This window comes from Vibrio sp. TMPB1044 (assembly GCF_030442075.1).
GTDB classification, from domain to species: Bacteria; Pseudomonadota; Gammaproteobacteria; order Enterobacterales; family Vibrionaceae; genus Vibrio; species Vibrio satsumensis.
On the sequence record NZ_JAUJED010000022.1, the window covers coordinates 65834 to 84504 of the forward strand.

At 42.7% G+C, this 18671-nt stretch carries 18 protein-coding genes; 9 read left to right on the forward strand and 9 right to left on the reverse strand.

Translation table 11 applies throughout. From position 1 onward, the window contains the following. A partial coding sequence (locus tag QQ041_RS15495; protein WP_285954385.1) for a LysR family transcriptional regulator occupies window positions 1-827 on the reverse strand: 827 nt, incomplete at its 3' end. A gap of 282 nt (window positions 828-1109) precedes the next feature. Here QQ041_RS15495 and QQ041_RS15500 point away from each other — a divergent pair. Further along, a complete protein-coding gene (locus QQ041_RS15500) occupies window positions 1110-1349 on the forward strand; it encodes a hypothetical protein (protein ID WP_285954386.1) in 240 nt (79 codons plus the stop codon). A 215-nt stretch (window positions 1350-1564) separates the two neighbouring features. Next, window positions 1565-1882, forward strand: a complete 318-nt coding sequence (locus QQ041_RS15505) for a Dabb family protein (RefSeq protein WP_285954387.1) — start codon at window positions 1565-1567, stop codon at window positions 1880-1882. A 93-nt stretch (window positions 1883-1975) separates the two neighbouring features. Here QQ041_RS15505 and QQ041_RS15510 read toward each other — a convergent pair whose 3' ends face one another. Then, window positions 1976-3184, reverse strand: a complete 1209-nt coding sequence (locus QQ041_RS15510; protein WP_285954388.1) for a DUF3103 domain-containing protein — start codon at window positions 3182-3184, stop codon at window positions 1976-1978. Window positions 3185-3800: 616 nt separating this feature from the next. On the opposite strand from QQ041_RS15510, the gene QQ041_RS15515 reads away from it, so the two are divergent. Further along, window positions 3801-5270 (forward strand): transporter substrate-binding domain-containing protein, encoded by a 1470-nt coding sequence (locus QQ041_RS15515; RefSeq protein ID WP_285954389.1) that lies wholly within the window; start codon window positions 3801-3803, stop codon window positions 5268-5270. A gap of 140 nt (window positions 5271-5410) precedes the next feature. Here the strand turns inward: QQ041_RS15515 and QQ041_RS15520 are convergent, their stop codons facing one another. After that, entirely contained in the window at window positions 5411-5953 is a 543-nt protein-coding gene (locus QQ041_RS15520) for a DUF3332 family protein (protein ID WP_285954390.1), read from the reverse strand. Window positions 5954-6263: 310 nt separating this feature from the next. On the opposite strand from QQ041_RS15520, the gene QQ041_RS15525 reads away from it, so the two are divergent. Beyond that, complete coding sequence (locus QQ041_RS15525; RefSeq protein ID WP_285954391.1) at window positions 6264-7163, forward strand: LysR family transcriptional regulator; 900 nt, start codon at window positions 6264-6266, stop codon at window positions 7161-7163. A 73-nt stretch (window positions 7164-7236) separates the two neighbouring features. On the opposite strand, the gene QQ041_RS15530 is transcribed toward QQ041_RS15525, so the two are convergent. The 6 genes from QQ041_RS15530 to QQ041_RS15555 all read right to left on the reverse strand — a co-directional run bounded on the left by QQ041_RS15530 (window position 7237) and on the right by QQ041_RS15555 (window position 12190). Further along, window positions 7237-8076: a class III extradiol dioxygenase family protein gene (locus tag QQ041_RS15530; RefSeq protein ID WP_146489918.1), complete on the reverse strand. Its 840-nt coding sequence runs from the start codon at window positions 8074-8076 to the stop codon at window positions 7237-7239. 2 nt (window positions 8077-8078) lie between these two features. Further along, on the reverse strand, window positions 8079-8432 hold the full coding sequence (locus QQ041_RS15535) for a protocatechuate 4,5-dioxygenase subunit alpha (protein WP_285954392.1): 354 nt from the start codon (window positions 8430-8432) through the stop codon (window positions 8079-8081). A 5-nt stretch (window positions 8433-8437) separates the two neighbouring features. After that, the gene (locus tag QQ041_RS15540; protein WP_285954393.1) at window positions 8438-9319 is read right to left on the reverse strand and encodes an amidohydrolase family protein; all 882 of its coding nucleotides are present in this window, start codon (window positions 9317-9319) and stop codon (window positions 8438-8440) included. 12 nt (window positions 9320-9331) lie between these two features. Continuing rightward, window positions 9332-10417 (reverse strand): 4-oxalomesaconate tautomerase, encoded by a 1086-nt coding sequence (locus tag QQ041_RS15545; protein ID WP_285954394.1) that lies wholly within the window; start codon window positions 10415-10417, stop codon window positions 9332-9334. Continuing rightward, window positions 10410-11087: a 4-carboxy-4-hydroxy-2-oxoadipate aldolase/oxaloacetate decarboxylase gene (locus QQ041_RS15550; protein WP_285954395.1), complete on the reverse strand. Its 678-nt coding sequence runs from the start codon at window positions 11085-11087 to the stop codon at window positions 10410-10412. Before QQ041_RS15550 ends, QQ041_RS15545 begins: the two co-directional genes overlap by 8 nt. 89 nt (window positions 11088-11176) lie before the next feature. After that, complete coding sequence (locus QQ041_RS15555; RefSeq protein ID WP_146489923.1) at window positions 11177-12190, reverse strand: amidohydrolase family protein; 1014 nt, start codon at window positions 12188-12190, stop codon at window positions 11177-11179. 251 nt (window positions 12191-12441) lie between these two features. Between QQ041_RS15555 and QQ041_RS15560 the strand changes: the two genes are divergently transcribed. The 5 genes from QQ041_RS15560 to QQ041_RS15580 all read left to right on the forward strand — a co-directional run bounded on the left by QQ041_RS15560 (window position 12442) and on the right by QQ041_RS15580 (window position 18601). Then, window positions 12442-13281, forward strand: coding sequence for a shikimate dehydrogenase (locus tag QQ041_RS15560; protein ID WP_285954396.1), 840 nt, complete (start codon window positions 12442-12444; stop codon window positions 13279-13281). Window positions 13282-13304: 23 nt separating this feature from the next. After that, entirely contained in the window at window positions 13305-13748 is a 444-nt protein-coding gene (gene aroQ, locus QQ041_RS15565) for a type II 3-dehydroquinate dehydratase (protein WP_050621174.1), read from the forward strand. Window positions 13749-14079: 331 nt separating this feature from the next. After that, window positions 14080-15132: a spermidine/putrescine ABC transporter substrate-binding protein gene (locus QQ041_RS15570; protein WP_353057838.1), complete on the forward strand. Its 1053-nt coding sequence runs from the start codon at window positions 14080-14082 to the stop codon at window positions 15130-15132. Next, window positions 15129-17519 (forward strand): bifunctional diguanylate cyclase/phosphodiesterase, encoded by a 2391-nt coding sequence (locus QQ041_RS15575; protein ID WP_285954398.1) that lies wholly within the window; start codon window positions 15129-15131, stop codon window positions 17517-17519. Before QQ041_RS15570 ends, QQ041_RS15575 begins: the two co-directional genes overlap by 4 nt. A gap of 311 nt (window positions 17520-17830) precedes the next feature. Continuing rightward, entirely contained in the window at window positions 17831-18601 is a 771-nt protein-coding gene (locus QQ041_RS15580) for an isocitrate lyase/phosphoenolpyruvate mutase family protein (RefSeq protein ID WP_285954399.1), read from the forward strand. Window positions 18602-18671: the final 70 nt, after the last annotated feature.

Genomic DNA, 18671 nt, shown 5'->3' on the forward strand with positions numbered 1-18671 from the left:
GGTGCGTCTTTTTGCGAACGGCGACAACTCATTACATAGCGAACATCGATGATGAGTTTTTCTGGTAAATCAATACTGCGACAGCCTTCAGGCACACTGCCATCTAAGGTGATACCAAAATAGTCTGACTTCAACACAATATCGTGGATCATTGCAGGGTGGTCGACTTCGACTTTCGGAGTAACATCGAAACCGACGTTTTTGAGGCGATCGATAATTGGGTATCTATTGTCATTCCACCCAGGGGTTTTAAAAAGAATGATGGGATAGTTGACCAAAGACTCAAAGGTTTGCGCTTCATGCTCTTCTCGAACGAAGAACACGACTTTTCCTTTGCCAAGTTCTTTCTGTGAGATGGATTGTGGCAGGCTTTCGTCAAAATAGTGAACGGCTATCGCTTCTTCACCATCGATGATTCTGTTTTTAACATTGGTACCCCATCTCACTAACGAGAAATGGGCATGTGGCGCTTCTTTACTGAGAGCAAGGTAGAGCTTAGATCCGTAGCGTTCCCAAAACAGGGTATTGGCGTAAATCTTGATATCGCCCTGATAAGATTCAGGTAAGAAAACTTGGTGTTTGATGGCTTCGACACTGCTCAGTATCTGTTCAAAATTGTCGATATTGTTTTCAACAAAAGTCGTTGGCTCAAAGCCGTGTTTGGTTTGAATGAACAGTGGGTCGTCGAGTTGTAACTTTAACTTCGACAGGTTCTTACTGATCGCCCCTGATGTCTTCCCGAGCGACTCCGCAACCAATCCAACATTGCGAAGTTCATACATACGTTTGATGACGAGGATATTTTGAATGTCTAGATTGATGTCCACAGGTTCTCCAAATGAATCCTTTTATGGGCAGTAATCTCTGTGCTGCAGGCGCACAGAAATTATGTGACTCTAATATCATAGTGCCAATGAAAACCTTATAAGACAGCACCGCGTCAGAAATTCGCTAATCCCTTGATTTTCCATTTTGTAAATCTTGCTTTTCCTCGAATGCCTTGTGTTCGGTTGTTAAAGTTACCTCAACAAAGCGAAACGCAATGAACGAATAACAGTACTGAAGCAATTCCTCAGTACTCAAAGTATTAAAATGATAAGAGGTGATGTATGAAAAAACTAATCGCATTAGGCTTAATGGCTATTTCAATGAATACAGCTTTTGCTGCAGACGGTTCTTACACGGGTACTATCGACATGACGACGAGTCACCAAAATCAAGTGAATGTTGAGCGTGTTGAGTCTGATCTGACGCTTGAAGGAAGAAACGAAGCGTCGACTGGCGGTCTGAAGTTCGAAACGAATACGCCACAAGACCAAGCTATTCAGTTAACAGGTCGTCGCGACTAACGTTTAATCAGTGCTTACCATTGTCATGAAAAATGCTGTGCCCTCGGGTGCAGCGTTTTTCGTTTTGGGATTTGGAGTATTTTATAAACTCTAGTCATCTAGCCTTGGCAGGGTGTGTAACGTGTGGCATTTTGTCTTTCTATTAACTTTAACTCGCGATTAGGTGTGTGCTCAGAATGACACACAAGCAAACGAAGACTCGAAAAGGACTAGGAATGAATCGAAAAGAAACGGGAATGATTCGTCATATTTTACTGATTAAGTTTAAAGAAGATGCAGATGCTTCTGAAATTGAGAAGCTGAAAGGACTGTTTGAAGCGATGCCAAGTAAGGTTGAAGGCGTGACTTCAGTCGAGTGGGGGCGAAATGACAGCCCTGAAAACAAGAACCAAGGTTATACCCATTCGGTGCTAATGACGTTCGCTGATGAAAAAGGCCGTCAGAACTACCTTCCACACCCAGAGCATGATGCGCTGAAAGATGTGTTTCGTCCGCTTTTAGACGACATCATTGTGTTTGATTACTCCCTGTAACCAGCTTCTCAGTATGTCTCTTATGATTTACTCACCTTTGATGATGAAGAGTTAGGGCTTATGTGACTAAGCCCTAACTAAACAAGGAGCGATTTACTCTGTCGGTGAAATCGTAACAGGGGTGAACGAAGCAACCGCATTACCGCCAGCACCCGGGCGATCAACATAAGGAGTGTTTTGCATTAAGGTGTAATACACGTCTACGAAGTCATCATCATTCACTAATACGCCTTCAGGAATCACATCAATGATCTTACTTGTGATTTGAGGAATGATCGCATAACCCTGAACTTCAGGATCTGGAATCATCTTCAATATCTCTTCTGCGGCTTCAACGAGCAGTTTGGCTAACGCTTTATAATCGGTGCCGTCATCGTGCTCCATCAAAATCATATCTGCTGCGCCCCAACGGTAGCGAGGCCAGAAGATTACCGTTTGATTTGGGTAGTATGTCTGTTTGTCGTAGTCCAGATAAGGCATCTCAACCAAGTCGATCTGTGGTTCTATACGGTTTGCATTAACCCCAGTGACAATGGCATAGATTTCAGCTTTGCCAGAGATCCACGGTTCTCTATCAATGGCCAAACGAATCTTAGACAATTGGGTGGTGTTCAGTTCTTCAGGTTCAGATTCTGAAATAGAGCGACGAACTTTGTTCATCAAAGGCTGTTTTTGAGATTTGTGGACGCTGCTTTTATCACTGTTAGCATTGATTTGACTTGCAGTACCCAGCTTGTTCATCTCGGCCTGCATTGCCATTAGGCCTGCTTTGAGTTCTTCTGCGCCGTTACTATCAATAACAAACACGGGAACGTCTGGTGTTTGGTACACGTCTAGTTCGTGAACTTGCCCATACACATCATAGGCTTCGATGTATTGCCAGTTTGAATCATCACCTGATGGTTCGAAAGCAAACAGCGGGCTCTCACCATTCTTCCAAGCTTCAATCATCGCTTCATCAGCCATGCGAATCTCTAGCAAAGAGTCACTGAAGTCGTTGACCCCTTTCATCTTGCGGTAGCTAAGATCGGCTTTTTGCATCTTGCTTGAAAATGCGGAGTAGGGCTTAGCTGAGTTAAGCTTGTCTATCGGTGTAGACAGTTGCTTTTCTGTTATTTGGTCTTTTAAAGAAAGCTCAAGATCGGAGTAGCGGGCACTGATTTGCAACGCCAAAGACTGCTTTTGTGCTGAGGCGTTCTCCGAAAGAGAGAGTGAGCTTGTTGTGTCGATATTGTTTGCATAGGACTGGAAGCCAACCACTGTTGTTGCAAGCACCATACTGATAGAGAAAGATGGTCTCATAAATAATCCTTATTTTAATTTTTATCATTAATAGAGCATTTGCCCTATAAGGATTAACCTATCAGTAAGGTGAATGTGTTTAAAAGTTAGACAGCTTATTTTTATTTCGTTGTGCAGCACAGGATCTCAATTTAAATAATTTATAAAATATCAAGCTGATGTTGGCTTGATATATGCGAATTTATAAACCAATCAATAGCTTACTGATTAAATCATTAACTAGCCTAGTGGTGTATGGCCTATTTAGGGGAGGGATTCGGGATCGTAAAGAGTGACTTCTGATGGAGCTTTTAGAGGGGAATGAGATCTATAGGAACACCCTATATCTACTATAGCCACTGCGTTATTTCGAACTTGATGGTTTTCGGTATAATTCGCCTCCCTTGATAAAAAGTAACGAATCAAAGCAACGCCTAAACGTTCCATAACGCTCACCAAATTGCTCTGGACATCAAACACACTTTTCGCATCAACGCATTTTGTTCATCAACGTACATTGCAATCGTACAACGTTAAGAAATGTTCCTTTACGTTGAATCGCTTCTAGCCCGATAGCTCCCACGCAATACCTAGAACTATTGAGGGTTTTGGCTTAAACGCATTAGGAATACTGAATATGACGAATTTTAAGCGCGCTTCACGTTTATCGAAGATGTTGGTTTTTCTTTCTCTTATTTCCAAATCAACTCTTGGTTTTGAAATACCCGACAACGCACTCGAATCCTATGTGGGTGATTTCTCTGCGTTGCGTGAAAAAGGCGTTGTGCGTGTTTTAGTTTCTGGTGATATGGGGTTCTATCATATTGAAAATGGTAAGCCGAAAGGGATTCTTGCTGAGCAGATTTATTACTTTGATCAAGAGCTAAAGCTGCGTGATCCTTTACTGCGCGTTAAGGTGATTCCGGTTGAGCGGAGCGAGTTACTCAATGCTTTGAATCAGGGGAAAGGTGATATTGCAGTCGCAAATTTAACAGTGACCAAACAGCGTGAGCACTTAGTCGATTTCAGCATTCCCATTCGTAGCGACATTGATGAATTGTTAGTGACAAGCCGTTCTACCCCTTTGATTAATGACATCACCCAGTTACAGGGTAAAGAGGTCTGGTTAAAGCAGAATTCCAGTTACGTCAGCAGTGTTCATGCCGTGAATAAACAGTTAAAGAAGAAAGGTTTAGCACCCATCTATATCCATTTGTTAAGTGACAACCTCCAAGATCTCGAATTGCTAGATTTGATTCAACGTGGACAAATTACCGCAACCATTGTGGATAGCCACAAGCTTGAACTATGGGGAAACTTAGAGCAAGACATCAGAATCCATCGTAATCTTGCCTTTAGACACAATGCTGATATTGCTTGGGCGATTCGCAAAAATAGCCCGCAATTGAAAGCCAAAATCGACCAATATTTGCAAGATTCAAAGCAGGGTACATTGCTGGGTAATGTCATCGACAATCGTTATCTCGAAAGCACATCATGGATGAATAGAGCGTCTAACCCGATACAAAACAAAGAGCGGGATAAGCTAGAAAAGCTGTTCATGGTTTATGGGGAAAAGTTCGAGATCGATTGGTTCATTTTGTTAGCCATGGCTTTTCAAGAATCAGGCTTGGATCACTCAAAAATATCGCATCGTGGTGCGGTTGGTATCATGCAAGTGATGCCTAAAACCGCCAAAGATTGGTATGTCGATATTGATAATGTGTACGACTTAGAAAGCAATATTCATGCGGGCAGCAAGTATCTGCGTTTTATCTATGACCGATATTTCGATTTGCCGGAAATCTCGGATATCGACAAGATTCATTTTAGCTTAGCCGCTTATAATGCTGGGCCAGCTAAGATCAGACGAATGCGCGTTCTTGCCGCCAAGCAAGGCTACAACCCAAATAAATGGTTTAATCATGTTGAAGTGGTCGCAAGAAAAAATATTAGCCAAGAGCCTGTAAAATACGTCGCCAACATCAATCGATACTTCACTATTTACCAGAGATTGGATGAATTTCAAGACACCCGAGAAGAACAGTTAAGTAATATGACTCGTCAGCTCAACATTAAACGTTTCTCCCCTTATTTCGCTTACTAATGGCGGTTATTCGCCATTGGCCAAAACAAAAACTACAAACGAAAAAGAGAGGTTAGTGACTAAGCTAACCTCTCTTTTTATTGGTACTGACTAACTGAATTGATTGGGGGGTATTAGTTAATGCTATGTTGCTTACTTGCTTAAGACTGCTCAGCTGATGCGACGTACATCTGCATCTCTTCCAAGCTTGTTTTTGCAATCACTTGGCTATCAATAGAGTAATGAACTTCATCGCCGAAACGTTGACCTGTTAGAGTCGCGCGAGTACCGTCGTTGTAGGTTAGCTCAATTGCAATTTCGTCTTGGTTAAGTACTTTCATTTCACTGTGGTCAATTACATGCTTTGCCAATGGGTCGATAGGCGCTTCCGTTAAGCTGTCATTCAGTTGGTCATTAACATCAATGTAAGTATCAACCTTAGAATCGAAGATGTGTGGCTTCTTGTTGATTGGGTTCTTACCCGTCCAAAATTCCAGTGAGTTAAACACGATGTAATCGGCAGCAACGGTAATACCGTAAGCAGGGGCAAGTAACATGTTTAGGCCACCACGAGCGTAACGGTTATCAACGGCTTTCACGTTAAACTCCATTAGTTTACCTGTTACTGCGTTGCTACCTACGCAGCCAAATAAAGTCACTAGGCTTGCTGAGATTATTATCGGTTTTACAAATCGGTTCATCATTCTCTATTTCTATATGTGTATATTTAGGAGCCGGGAATTATGTCAAACTCAAGCGTCTTCTAATATAACGTCACGCCTATACTAGATATCAGGAAAACCTATATCTTTATAAAAACCAGACTGTTATCTATATTTGGATCTCGCCCCTTGAATACTACCGTACTAGTTCGCGTTATTTTGGTTTGGCGTTTTAACAATGTTCTGTCATAACCATAACTAAAATATGGGAATGGAAAGCGATAATTCACAGTCATTTAGACGATATTATTTTTATCGTTTATTTAAATACATGACTGCCTGAAGAGCTCGAATGAAACGATTTAACCTCAACCTCATATATTACTTTATCGCGATATATGAAGAAGGAAACCTGACGTACGCAGCAGAAAGGCTCAATATATCTCAACCTAGTCTCAGTGCTCACCTAAAGCAGCTTAGAGACGAATATCGAGATCTGCTCTTCGTTAGAAAATCATACACACTCGAGCCTACGCCAGTCGCGAACGACCTGTACCCAATCTTCAAGCAAGCTCACAAGCTGGTTTCACACTCACTCCCTGAAACTCACGATTTCGACCCGAAAGAGTGCAATTATACCTTCAGAATTGCTGCGATGAGCATATCAAGTAGTGTCATCCTGCCTCGTATCTTGGATAAAATTCAAAAAGAAGCACCCAACTGTGTTATCGAAGTGGTGAACATCAAAGAAGATATGGTGACAGATATTCGAGAGAAGAAGATCGACCTTGTCGTCGATCTTACTAATGCTCACCCAACACTGCAGAGCCAAGAGATTTGGGGTGATGAACTGTGCGTAGTATGCAGCCAAAACCACTCGCAAATAGAAGAACAGATAACTTTAGAGCGCTACTTAGCTGAAAAGCACGTGATGTTGACACATGATAACTATCGAGTGAACCAGTTAACCGAGCTTCACAGCCCGATCTTTTCCGAAAGAAAGGTGGCGAGAAAGCTCAATTCCATCGCTGACTTTTCGGACACCATTTATAACAGTGATTGGATTGCAACTTTCCCAAAAGGGGTCGCGGACGCGTATTTTGATAAAGACAAGATAAAGCTGTTAGAAGTGCCATTTGAATACCTTACACCATCATTGAGCGTGTATTGGCACAGCAACCGTAATGACGATATCGTGAACTTGTGGCTGCGCGAACTGTTTACCAGTGGAGTGCTGAAGTTGGCGTCGTGATACAAAAAAGCCTACTCATGAAAGAGTAGGCAGAAAAAGCTCGATAGTGATCAAATCTAGAGTTGTCGATCAACTACTTATTTTCAATCAACATCGTGCCCGCACCTGTGTTTGATATTGGAGCATGGTAGTCACTTTGCAGGACGTTTAGTTCACCATTCAGCGCGCCACGCATGCCCATCCACATGATGAACTCAGGCCCTTGAGCGCCGGCATTAGCGACAAGATCGTGAATTGTCAGTTTAGTTAGCTCGTCTGGATCACTGATTAACTTCTCCATGCAGTAAAGGTCAAACTCTTTGTTGATGTAGCCTGCACGCTCGCCATCTAGCTGGTGGGATAGTCCGCCAGTACCCAGTACCACAACTTTAAGATCTTTGTCGTAAGAATCAATGGCCTCACCAATGGCTTTACCTAGGTTATAACAACGTTTTGGTGATGGCATTGGGTGTTGTTCTACGTTCAAGCACACTGGAATCACTTTCATGTGTGAATAGTTGTTGTTTGGCCACATCAACTGCATCGGCACGGTTAGACCGTGATCGACTTTCATCTCTTGGCAGATAGTGATGTCGAATTCACTCTCTACTAAGTGGTTACAAATGTGCCATGAAAACTCTGGGTCACCAGGAATTGCTGGAATGGTAGGGATTCCCCAACCTTCGTCAGCGTTGATGTAGCTAGCTGCAGCACCAATGGCGAATGTTGGCTTCTTGTCTAGGAAAAATTCGAGTCCGTGATCGTTGTAAAAAACGACCGCAACGTCGGGTTGTTCCTGTTCTAACCAAGCGTGAATACCTGGGAAGTTCTTGAAAAACGGCTGCCAGTATTCCGTTTCTTGAAGATTATTTTCAATCGCTTTGCCGATAGAGGGAATGTGTGAAGTGCTGATACCGCCAATAACTTTAGCCATGATTATTTCCCTGCCTCAACCAACATTTGTTTAAATTCTTCTACGCTCATACCGGTTTGTATTGCGCCGATGTCTTGCATGTTTAGCCCTAGCATTCCTACAAACTTTGCTAGGTAGTAAATGCTACCGCCTTCGTTAAGTAGCGCTAGTACATCACGTTCAGCAATCGCTTTTTTTTGTGCGTCAGTTAGGCCGAACTTGTCGCAGTATGCCTGTTCGTCAGCTTTGAACTCATCACGACCAGCCTGACCATTTAGCGTGTAACACATCTTGTTTAAGCTATAGCCTTTGGTTGCCATCTCACCATCAAACATAACGGTGCCTGGGATATTTCCTTTATTCTTTAAATAAGTCATCGTTGTTACTTACTCTCCGGCCAATAAAGATTCATAGGGTTGGTGACGAGCAGTGCTTGTTGAAGGACTGCGGTTTCTGCAATTTGTGGAATCACATCAACTAAATGACCATCATCTGGTGTGTGCGATTTCATGTTCGGGTGCGGCCAGTCTGTGCCCCAAAGTACGCGTGTTGGGAATTTTTCGACCAAGGTTTTAGCAAACGGTACAACATCGCTGTAGTTTGGTGGAGTCAGTGTTAAACGCTCTGGGCAGCTGACCTTTGTCCAAATATTTGGGTTGTTTTCCATAAGGCGGATGAACTTAGCAAAGGCTTCACTATTGATACCTTGTGCGATGTCTGGTCGACCCATGTGGTCTACAACAACCGTCATATCAAGTTCGTCGAGGAAAGGGGCGATGTCATCGATATCTTGTGATTCAAAATACACCACAATGTGCCACCCCATTGGACGAACGCGATCGGCGATCTGTTTCAACACATCTTTTGGTGTGGTATCGACCAAGCGTTTTACAAAATTAAAACGAATACCGCGAACGCCAGCTGCGTCCATGATTTGCAGTTCTTCATCGGTAACGGTTTCATCAACAAACGCGACGCCACGAGCCAGCTCACCAGCGCTGTCTAGAGCGTCGAGTAATGCTGAGTTGTCGGTGCTGTGACAAGAAGCTTGTACAATCACATTACGGCTAAAGCCAAGGTAATCACGCAGTGCAAATAATTGTTCTTTTGATGCGTCACAGGGCGTGTATTTGCGCTTTGGCGAATACGGAAACTTAGCCGCAGGGCCAAATACATGGCAGTGCGCGTCGACAGCGCCAGCAGGGGCAACAAACTTAGGTTTGCTTGGGTTTGGGTGAAACGGTAGGTAATCAGCGTCCATCATTCTTCCTTGTCGTTACTGGTGTCCAAACGCTGTACCATCAAACAGTTTTCGCGCAGTGCGAAGAATGGCAGCTGATTGAACTTGGTTATTTTCGATATCTAAAACCACGCTCATTTTTCCTATTGGGTGTTCAACATCAACCGCAATTTTACGGCTTGATTGGATGTGCCCATCTGGGTTTGATGAGGTGATTTGAGCAAGTTGTTTGGCCGGTGATCCGTCGAGCATGCACGCACTCGCGACGCTCACAGCGCCAAGCACCCCAATAGACGCGTGGCAGCGGTGAGGGATGAATGTGCGAGTCGAGATAGCACCGCCATATTGAGGCTCACTGACCAAAGACATCTTGGGTACAGAGAGCTCAGAAACATCGCCAAGGTTCATTAATGGACCAGCTTGAAGTCTTATTGACTCCAACTGTTGTTTTAATGCTTGGTTATTGTCGAGTTGTTCACGTGATTCGTCACCTGTAATGCCGAGATCTTTCGCACGCATCACAACAACAGGCATTCCATTATCAATTAAAGTGACGTCGATACCGTCTATTGTGTTAATAACAGAACCAGATGGAAGCAGAGCTCCACACGTTGAACCTGCCGTGTCTTCAAATGTGATTGCAATAGGAGCCGATGAAGAGGGCACGCCATCGATATGACAATCACCTTGATAGGTCACTTGTTTGTTTGGGGTTTGAACTTCTACCGTAGCGATCTGTTGTGTATTTTCCATGAAGATACGAACTGATGTTGTTCCTTCTTCGGCTTCAACTAACCCACGCTCGATAGCAAAAGGAGCGACACCTGCAAGGATGTTTCCACAGTTTTGTTTGCCGCTAACCAATGCTTGGTCGACAAACACCTGTAGAAATAGGTAGTCAATGTCTACATTTTCTCGACTCGATGGTTCAACGATCGCGACCTTAGATGTCAGAGGATCAGCCCCGCCTATACCATCGATTTGGCGTTCATCTGGCGAGCCCATTACCGACAGTAAAAAAGCGTCACGTTCATTGGCATCAGCTGGCAGATCATCTTTCAGAAAGTAGGCACCCTTTGAAGTGCCTGCTCTCATCCACATGCATGGCGCTTGATTAGACATACTTGAGGCCTTTTTCTTCTAATCGACCACGCATGTCATAGATGTCTAGACCAAGCTCACCATTCGCAAGGCGAACGCGTTTAGCTTCTTCGCGTTCCATACGCTCTAGAGAAGCATGCAGTACTTGTTCAGCCTCTTCACGGCGAACCACAACCACACCGTCTTCGTCGGCGATCATGATGTCACCAGGATTAACGATTTCTTGTGCACACGTCATCGGAACATTTACGGAACCTAGCGTTTCTTTGATGGTGCCCTGGCTAAACACCGCTTTTGACCACACAGGGAAATTCATTTCACGCAGGTCACGGGTATCGCGAACGCCGCCTTCGATTATTAACCCCACAACACCACGTGCCTGAGCTGACGTTGCTAGTAAATCACCGAAGAAGCCGTGGTTTGAAGGTGAAGTAGGGGCGAACACCAAAAAGTCACCCGCTTTCGCTTGCTCGATGGCAACGTGCATCATCCAGTTGTCGCCAGCAGCTCCTGAGATTGTCAGCGCTGAACCTGCAACGGCGTCACCTTGAAAAATAGGGCGCATGTAATCGGCCAATAAACCGCGGCGGCCTTGTGATTCATGAATGGTTGCTACGCCACATTTGCGTAAGCCTTCAATGATCTCTTTGTCTGCACGTTTAATGTGTTGAACAACGATGTTCTGACTCATGATGAATTCCTTTTGCTCTTTGCTTATGCTTCTTTTTCTTTAGAGAAAGTTTGTTTGAAGTGCCCATTCTTAAAATGGGCAGAGTGGCATTAAGACGTTTTTAGTCGGCTGAATACCCGACGAGCGTTGCCCTCAAAAATCATTGATTTCTCTTCTGCTGTTACTTTATCGCTGGCATCGATGTAGCGTTTAGTATCGTCATAGTAGTGGCCCGTCTCTGGGTCAACACCGCGCACTGCGCCAATCATTTCTGAAGCGAACAAGATGTTCTTCGCTGGTAATATATCAAGCAGTAGGTCGATGCCTTTCTGGTGATAAACGCAAGTATCAAAGTAGATATTGTTCAATACGGTTTCTTCAAGCGGTGGCAGTCCCATATCTTGTGCGATACCGCGGAAACGACCCCAGTGATAAGGTACTGCGCCGCCACCGTGTGGGATGATGATTTTCAGTTCAGGGAAGTCTTTGAATACGTCAGACGTCATTAATTGTTGGAAAGCCGTCGTGTCCGCGCCCAAGTAATACGAAGTTGTGGTGTGCAGGCACGAGTTACAAGAGCCGCTAACATGGATCATCGCGGGTACATCTAGCTCTACCAGTTTTTCATACAGTGGGTAGAAAGCACGGTCGCCCAAAGAGGCATCTTTCCAAAAACCACCCGTTGTATCTGGGTTCAGGTTACAGCCGATGAAGTCCATTTCTTCAACACAACGAACCAATTCAGAAACCGATTTTGAAGGGTTAATGCCTGGTGATTGCGGCAGCTGAGCAACAGGGGCAAAGTTTTGAGGGAATAGGTCACACACACGGCGGATTAAGTCGTTTTGATGCTCTGTCCAAAAGCGACTTGTGTGTTCGTTGCCAATATGATGCCCCATCCAACTTGCACGAGGAGAGAAAATCGTTAGATCCGTGCCACGTTCTTTCTGTAAACGAAGTTGATTGTTTACGATACTTTCGCGAATCTCATCGTCTGAAATGTGAATTGAACCTTTGCTACCAATGTGGTTTGGGTTTTCAGCTAGCGCAGCTTTTTGGCTTTCGCGGTAGTCGCCCACCTGAGGCGGTGTGGTTGTGTAGTGTCCATGGCAGTCGATAATCATCTCGGCAGTCCTTTGTTGTTTTTGTTGCTAACAACTATAACGACCAAGGCTTATTCTCGACTATTTCAATTTATTTCGAAGGTATAAGATTTTGAGATAGAGAGTTGCAATAACGACAGCGAAAAAGCGATACTCCACATGGGTTGGAGCCATAGAAAATAAAAAATGAATGGGTGTTGAATAAAAGTGATTGGCGTTAAATAACGCGATTCTGGTAGCGTTGAATAAAGTCCAGAATAAGGTGGAGCGAAATGATCAACTGTCGACTTATTGGTGCCAATATAGATAAATCCAAGTCACCCGAGTTCCATAACCTATTAGCAGAACAACTTAATATAGATCTCGATTATCAATTAAGCCCATTAGAGAGTGGAGATATATCCGATTTTCGAGCGCATTCATCTCAAATGGAAGAAAGTAATATTCACGCTACTAATGTGACTTATCCCTATAAAGAGATGGCGGTTCAAGTGGCCGACTTTTTGGATACTTCAGCGAAAATAGTTGAAGCATCCAATACATTAGTCTTTCGCCCAGAAGGTACGTTTGCTTACAACACTGATTTTTCTGGTTTCATTAATGCCTACCATGTTTTTCGGCATTGTAAGCCCGGTAAAACAGTGCTTATAGGCTGTGGCGGTGTGGGTAAAGCGGTGGCTGCGGCTTTAACAGAATTAGAAGCCGAACATATCGCGCTTTATGACCGTGATACCGAAAAAATGCATGGTTTAGCTCAGCTGCTAGAAAAAAGAAATGTTAAGGTAACTTGTCTTGCAGAGACAACATTAGAGCAGCACGTTAGAGAGGCGGATGGCCTTCTTAATTGCACTCCAATAGGGCATTACAAGACACCGGGCATACCTATCTCAAGTGATTGGATAGAGAACCAACAGTGGGTATTTGACGCTGTGTACACGCCAATTGAAACTGAATTTATCAAAGCTGCGATGGGGGCGAACCTCGCGGTTTTAACGGGCTTTGAACTGTTTTTTCATCAAGCGGTTGATGCGTTTCAACTGTTCACCGACCGTGAATTAACACCTCAAGAGTTATCTCAATTTCGTCAAAATCAATTTTCAAATCCCGTCTAAGGATAGAAGTAAGGAAAGGAACAATGAAAAAATTATTAGTGTTGAACGGACCAAACCTAAACCTACTAGGAACTCGTGAGCCTCAACAATATGGTCATGAAACACTGGCAGACGTAGAAGAAAACTGCCGCAAGTTAGCCGCTAAATATGATTGCGAAGTCGAGTGCTTTCAAAGTAACACTGAAGGTCAGTTGATCGATGCCGTACACAAAGCAGGTCGTGAATTTACTGCCGGTGAATGTGTAGGCGTGGTATTCAACCCAGGTGCTTATACTCACACGTCAATTGCCTTGCATGATGCTATCAAAGGCGTCGATGTTCCCGTTGTTGAAGTGCATATCTCAAATGTTCACGCGCGCGAAGCATTCCGTCATCACTCTTACATATCGCCTGTAGCCGCAGGCACAGTGATTGGTATGGGAACTAAAGGTTACGGCTTAGCGATTCAGTTCCTGTTAGACGACTAATACCTCTAGTCGAATACAAACCTCAACATCAAGCCTCTAGCATCGTTAGGGGCTTTTTTACGGCTTAAGTTCTGGAGTAGGGTAAAACACCAACTGTACGCGATTACATTCCATTTGAACTCACTCTCTATGCAAAATGCCTTATGGTACAAACGACATCAATTCTCTATGCCGACTCTAGTCCCACAAATCAACTATTTGCACGAAATCTAATATACACCTCACTAATATATTGAATAATGAGGCACAATCACGCCTATTGTTTTATGTAATAAGACCAAAATTAACGTCATGGTTAAACGCCATCGAAAACAATTGTAGTAGGTATCTGATGCATTTCATAACTTGTTTTTCTTTAACTTTTTCTATTTTTTTGTCAACACAGAGTTTTTCTGAAGAGCTAAAAATTTTCACTTGGGAAGACTATATCTCTGACACTCTGATAGAAGAGTTTGAAGAGCAGTACGGTCATACTGTTTCTCAAGTTTATTTTGAAAATGAAATGTTGCGTGATGCTGTTGTGTATTCAGGTAAAGCCCTAGCCTATGATTTGTTTATCATTGATGGGCTAACTATTGGCGAACTGGGCAAAGCAGGCACTTTAGGGGATTTGTCTAATACTTTGAAGGAAGGTAATTCAAACTTTACAGAGGTGTCTCGCAGAGTTTGTGGGGTGCATGGCATTCCGTACGCTAATGGTACCATGGGGGTCGCATTTCGCTCTTCAAGAGCTACCGAAGGTATAACCTCTTGGATGGACGTTTTCGACTACGCATTAGAGCACCCTCAAACTGTTGTGATTCCTGATGACGATGTAGATACCATTGCAATCGCATTATTGGCGTTAGGGTTTGATCCTATGACCGAAAATGAAGTCGAATTAGCACAAGCGTACAAACTGTTGATGAAGGTCCGTGAACAGCTATTAGTAATAAGAGCGGGGGTTAGCTATGCTCTAGACACAAAATCTGGCTCTAAAATGGAAGTTGCCGTTATCTATTCAGGAGAAAAAGAGCAAATAGCGTCGTATACAGAGCAAGATGATTGGATCTACACCATTCCTCAAGAAGGCACTTTGATGTGGCATGAATGCTTTAGTGTCCATAAAGACAGGCCTATTAGCAAAGCGTCAATAGAGTTCCTTAACTTTATTAACACACCTGAAAAATCAGTATTAAACGCTGAAGAGATGTGGTTCGCAAGTTCAAACAAACACGTCTTGGACTTAGCAACTGATGACTATCTGTTAGATGAAGAGTTGTTCCCAAAGCGATTAAACAGCGGTTCATCGTTTACCTATAAGACACTAAGCAAAGAAGCTTCAGACCTGAGAAGCCAAATACTCTTTGTTATTCATAGCCAAAGAGATAAAACAAACAAATGAAATTGTCTCTAAAAATCAATTATATTCTACTTCCTGTTATGGTGGTAATTTTCTCCATCGCTGGAGTTTTTTCGTACACCAGTCAAAAAATGCAACTGAACTCATCGCTATCGGAACAATTACAAAGTGAACTGACTCATATCTCTCATGACCTTAATGAAGCACTTAGAGAGCTCGATTTTGCGATTAGAATGAGTCTAGAGAACTACTATATTCAAAAGTATCTTATTGAAATATATGATGACACCGCTCAGTACTACACGGAGAAAGAGCTGGCGGGGTATATAAATCAATTAAAGCTCAATCACGGTATGATCGAGAGCTTTGCTCTAGTGGATATTAATGGCGAAGAACTTATCTACTTTAATACGTCGGACCCATTTGCAAAATACTCTGCTGATACGGTTGTGACGGATCACCTTGCTGCGATTCAACAAGCATTAGACTTGAAAGGTGTAGCTCGCGTTAATGCCTCTACCTACAAATTGAACGATGGTGTTGAAGGCCCTGAATTTTTAGTTGTAAAAACATTTACACCCGAGCAGAGTTTTACTGTCCCAACTTTTTCTTATGGGCAGACATTACTTACTGCAGTAGTTCGCTCCAAAATTAGGCACTACAATGAATTTCAAGAGTCTGTGAGAAGTAAGCTTGATCCTGGCGCTCAACTGATACTTAGACCTAATACTACCTCGCACTCGCTGGGGAACGAAGAACAGATAAAAGATATTACCCTGCCAGACTATGAATTGGGTTTTCAGTTAATACATGACTTATGGTCGATCAAAATTTGCCTATCTCAAATACACCTCAATAAGTTGTATAAACCCTTTCAACTTCTTTACGCTGTTATTGTTTTGTTAGTAACGGCTGTCACTTTCTTACTACTAAAGTGGCTAATCGTAAAACAAATCATTAAGCCAGTGGAGAGACTGACTAAGAAAGTGGAGTCCGTAAATCATGATGGCTTAGTCTACATAGAGCGTTCCAAAAGTAACGACGAAGTCTCCATCCTTACCAATAAGTACATTAATTTGATTACTGATCTCGATGATCTGGCAAAAAGAGACTCTCTGACGGGCTTACCAAATAGGAAAAAATTCAATCTAGATATCACGCGTATAATGAGTAACTGCACCGAAACAGATACAAAGTGCGCCGTTATCTACTTTGATATTGATAACTTTAAACACGTAAATGACAAGTACGGACATCATGTTGGTGACCACTTATTCGTAGTGTTTGCAGAACGCCTTGTCGAGAGCTTTGTTGATTTTGAGTGGGGAAATCTAACTATCTCTGAGCTTGAGTTCGCCAGGCTATCTGGGGATGAGTTTGCCATCATAGTTGGTGGATTGGACGACTTAGATATACTTACCGAATTTGCCCATCGAATTCTCTCTCTCTTTGAAGACGGCTTCGAGGTGGATGGTACTCAATTTGATATTGGGGTCAGTGTCGGTATTTCCGTTTACCCTGATGATGCTAACTCTGTCACCGAACTGGTTAACAATGCTGATTCAGCGATGTATGCCTGCAAAAATGTCGCGGGAAGAAACCATTATCAATTCTACTCAAAAGAGATGGATAGAGAAATAAAGCGTCATACTCAAATTAATGAAGACTTGAAAGATGCGATTAAATCTAACGAGTTCTATCTAACCTATATGCCAGTTTATGATATCGAAAAAGGTAAGATAAAAGGTGCAGAAGTTCTAATCCGTACAAGCCACGAGGCTCTTCTCTCCTACGGGCCAGCGGACTTTATACCTGTAGCAGAATCGTCAGGCTTAATTAAACATATTGATTATTGGGTTTTTGAAAATGCTTTGCAGAAGCTGTCCGTCTGGATAGAAGAGCTGAATTTTGATGGTACATTAGCGATTAATTTCTCATCCTGGCAACTCTCCAATTCCGACTTTGTCAATGTACTTTCTGGGTTACTGACGCGCTATAAGATTCCAGCCCACATGGTTGAAATGGAAATCACCGAAACCTGCTTTATACCCGGTGATGAACAAAATATTGAGAGACTTAAGGCGTTGAAAGAACTCGGAGTGAAGGTTTCTCTTGACGATTTTGGTACCGGCTATACAGCCTTTAGTCAACTGATAAATTATCCTATCGATACGCTTAAGATCGACCGTATGTTTGTCAACGCAATTGACTCTGAATCAACAGACAAACAGCTTATTGAAGTGATCATAGAAATGGCCAAAATTTATGACCTCAATATCATTGCAGAAGGCGTAGAGACAGTGAGTCAATTAGATTACGTTCGAAACAAAGGATGCCAGGAAGTACAGGGGTTCTTACTATCTAAGCCCTTAAAAGAAGATGATTTTATCGCGGCATGGAAGAGAGGGAGTTTGCCTGAATACAGTTAAATATGTGACACCATAGAATAAGGCTGGTTCTGAGTTTTGAAATAATATATCGCTTGGTGCTCACATTTTACCCGTGGCATTTTCTAGTTTGAAAATGCCCCGTTGCGCGTTAACATAATTACTTAGTGGTAGATCGTGCCACTGAAATCACCTTACTTTTGCTCATGGTTTACAGATGAGAGGCCGTGACAGAAAACTCCCATTTTCTATCAAAATAGGGGTGTGTAGACAAAAAATCCATCCGCATGACTATTCAATAATACCATGGTCGTGTTAGCTTTTATCTGAAGATGGTTATAAGGATTATTAATATGGATTTCAGGAGCTTACACTTTCAACCAGAGCCAGTTCTGATATGTAACGTATGGGATGTGTTTAGTGCAGTTATAGCAGAGCAGGCTGGTTACCAATGTATCGGTACTTCCAGTGCAGCCATTTCTCGTATGCTTGGGTATTCAGATGGGGAAGAAATTTCCTTTTCTGAGTTGCACGATCTTGTAATTAAGATTAAGGGCCGAACAACCATTCCGTTGACTGTTGATATTGAGGCTGGTTATGGGGAAACAATATCTGAAATCTATGACAATATTAAGGCGTTAGCTGAAATTGGGGTCGTTGGGATTAACATCGAAGATAGCGTAGTCATAGATGGAAAGAGAGTTCTAAAAGATCCATATGTAATGGAAAATACCATCTCTGGTTTGGTAGCACTTTTACGTGCATCAGGTATTTCCATATTCTTGAACTCAAGAACAGATGCTTATTTAGTCAAAAGTGATACTCCACTTGAGGAAACAAAGCTTCGTATATCCCTGTATCAAAAGGCAGGTGTAGATGGCATTTTTGTACCCTTTTTAGAGAAAAAAGAGGACATTAAGGTTCTTGCAGAATTCACAGAGCTACCTCTAAACGTAATGTGTACCCAACGTTTGCCTGACTTCAAGACTCTTTCTGAGTTAGGGGTGAAACGTATAAGCATGGGGAATTATGCTTATAGTAGGATCTATAAAAAACTAGAAAAAGACTTATTGAAAGTCGCGGATACTCAATCATTTGCACCACTTTTCAGTAATACAAATTGAGTTAGAGGAAAGTAAAATCTCTTCTACATATCTCCAAGGAGAACGGTTTGTCCTACTCCGTTCACCTATG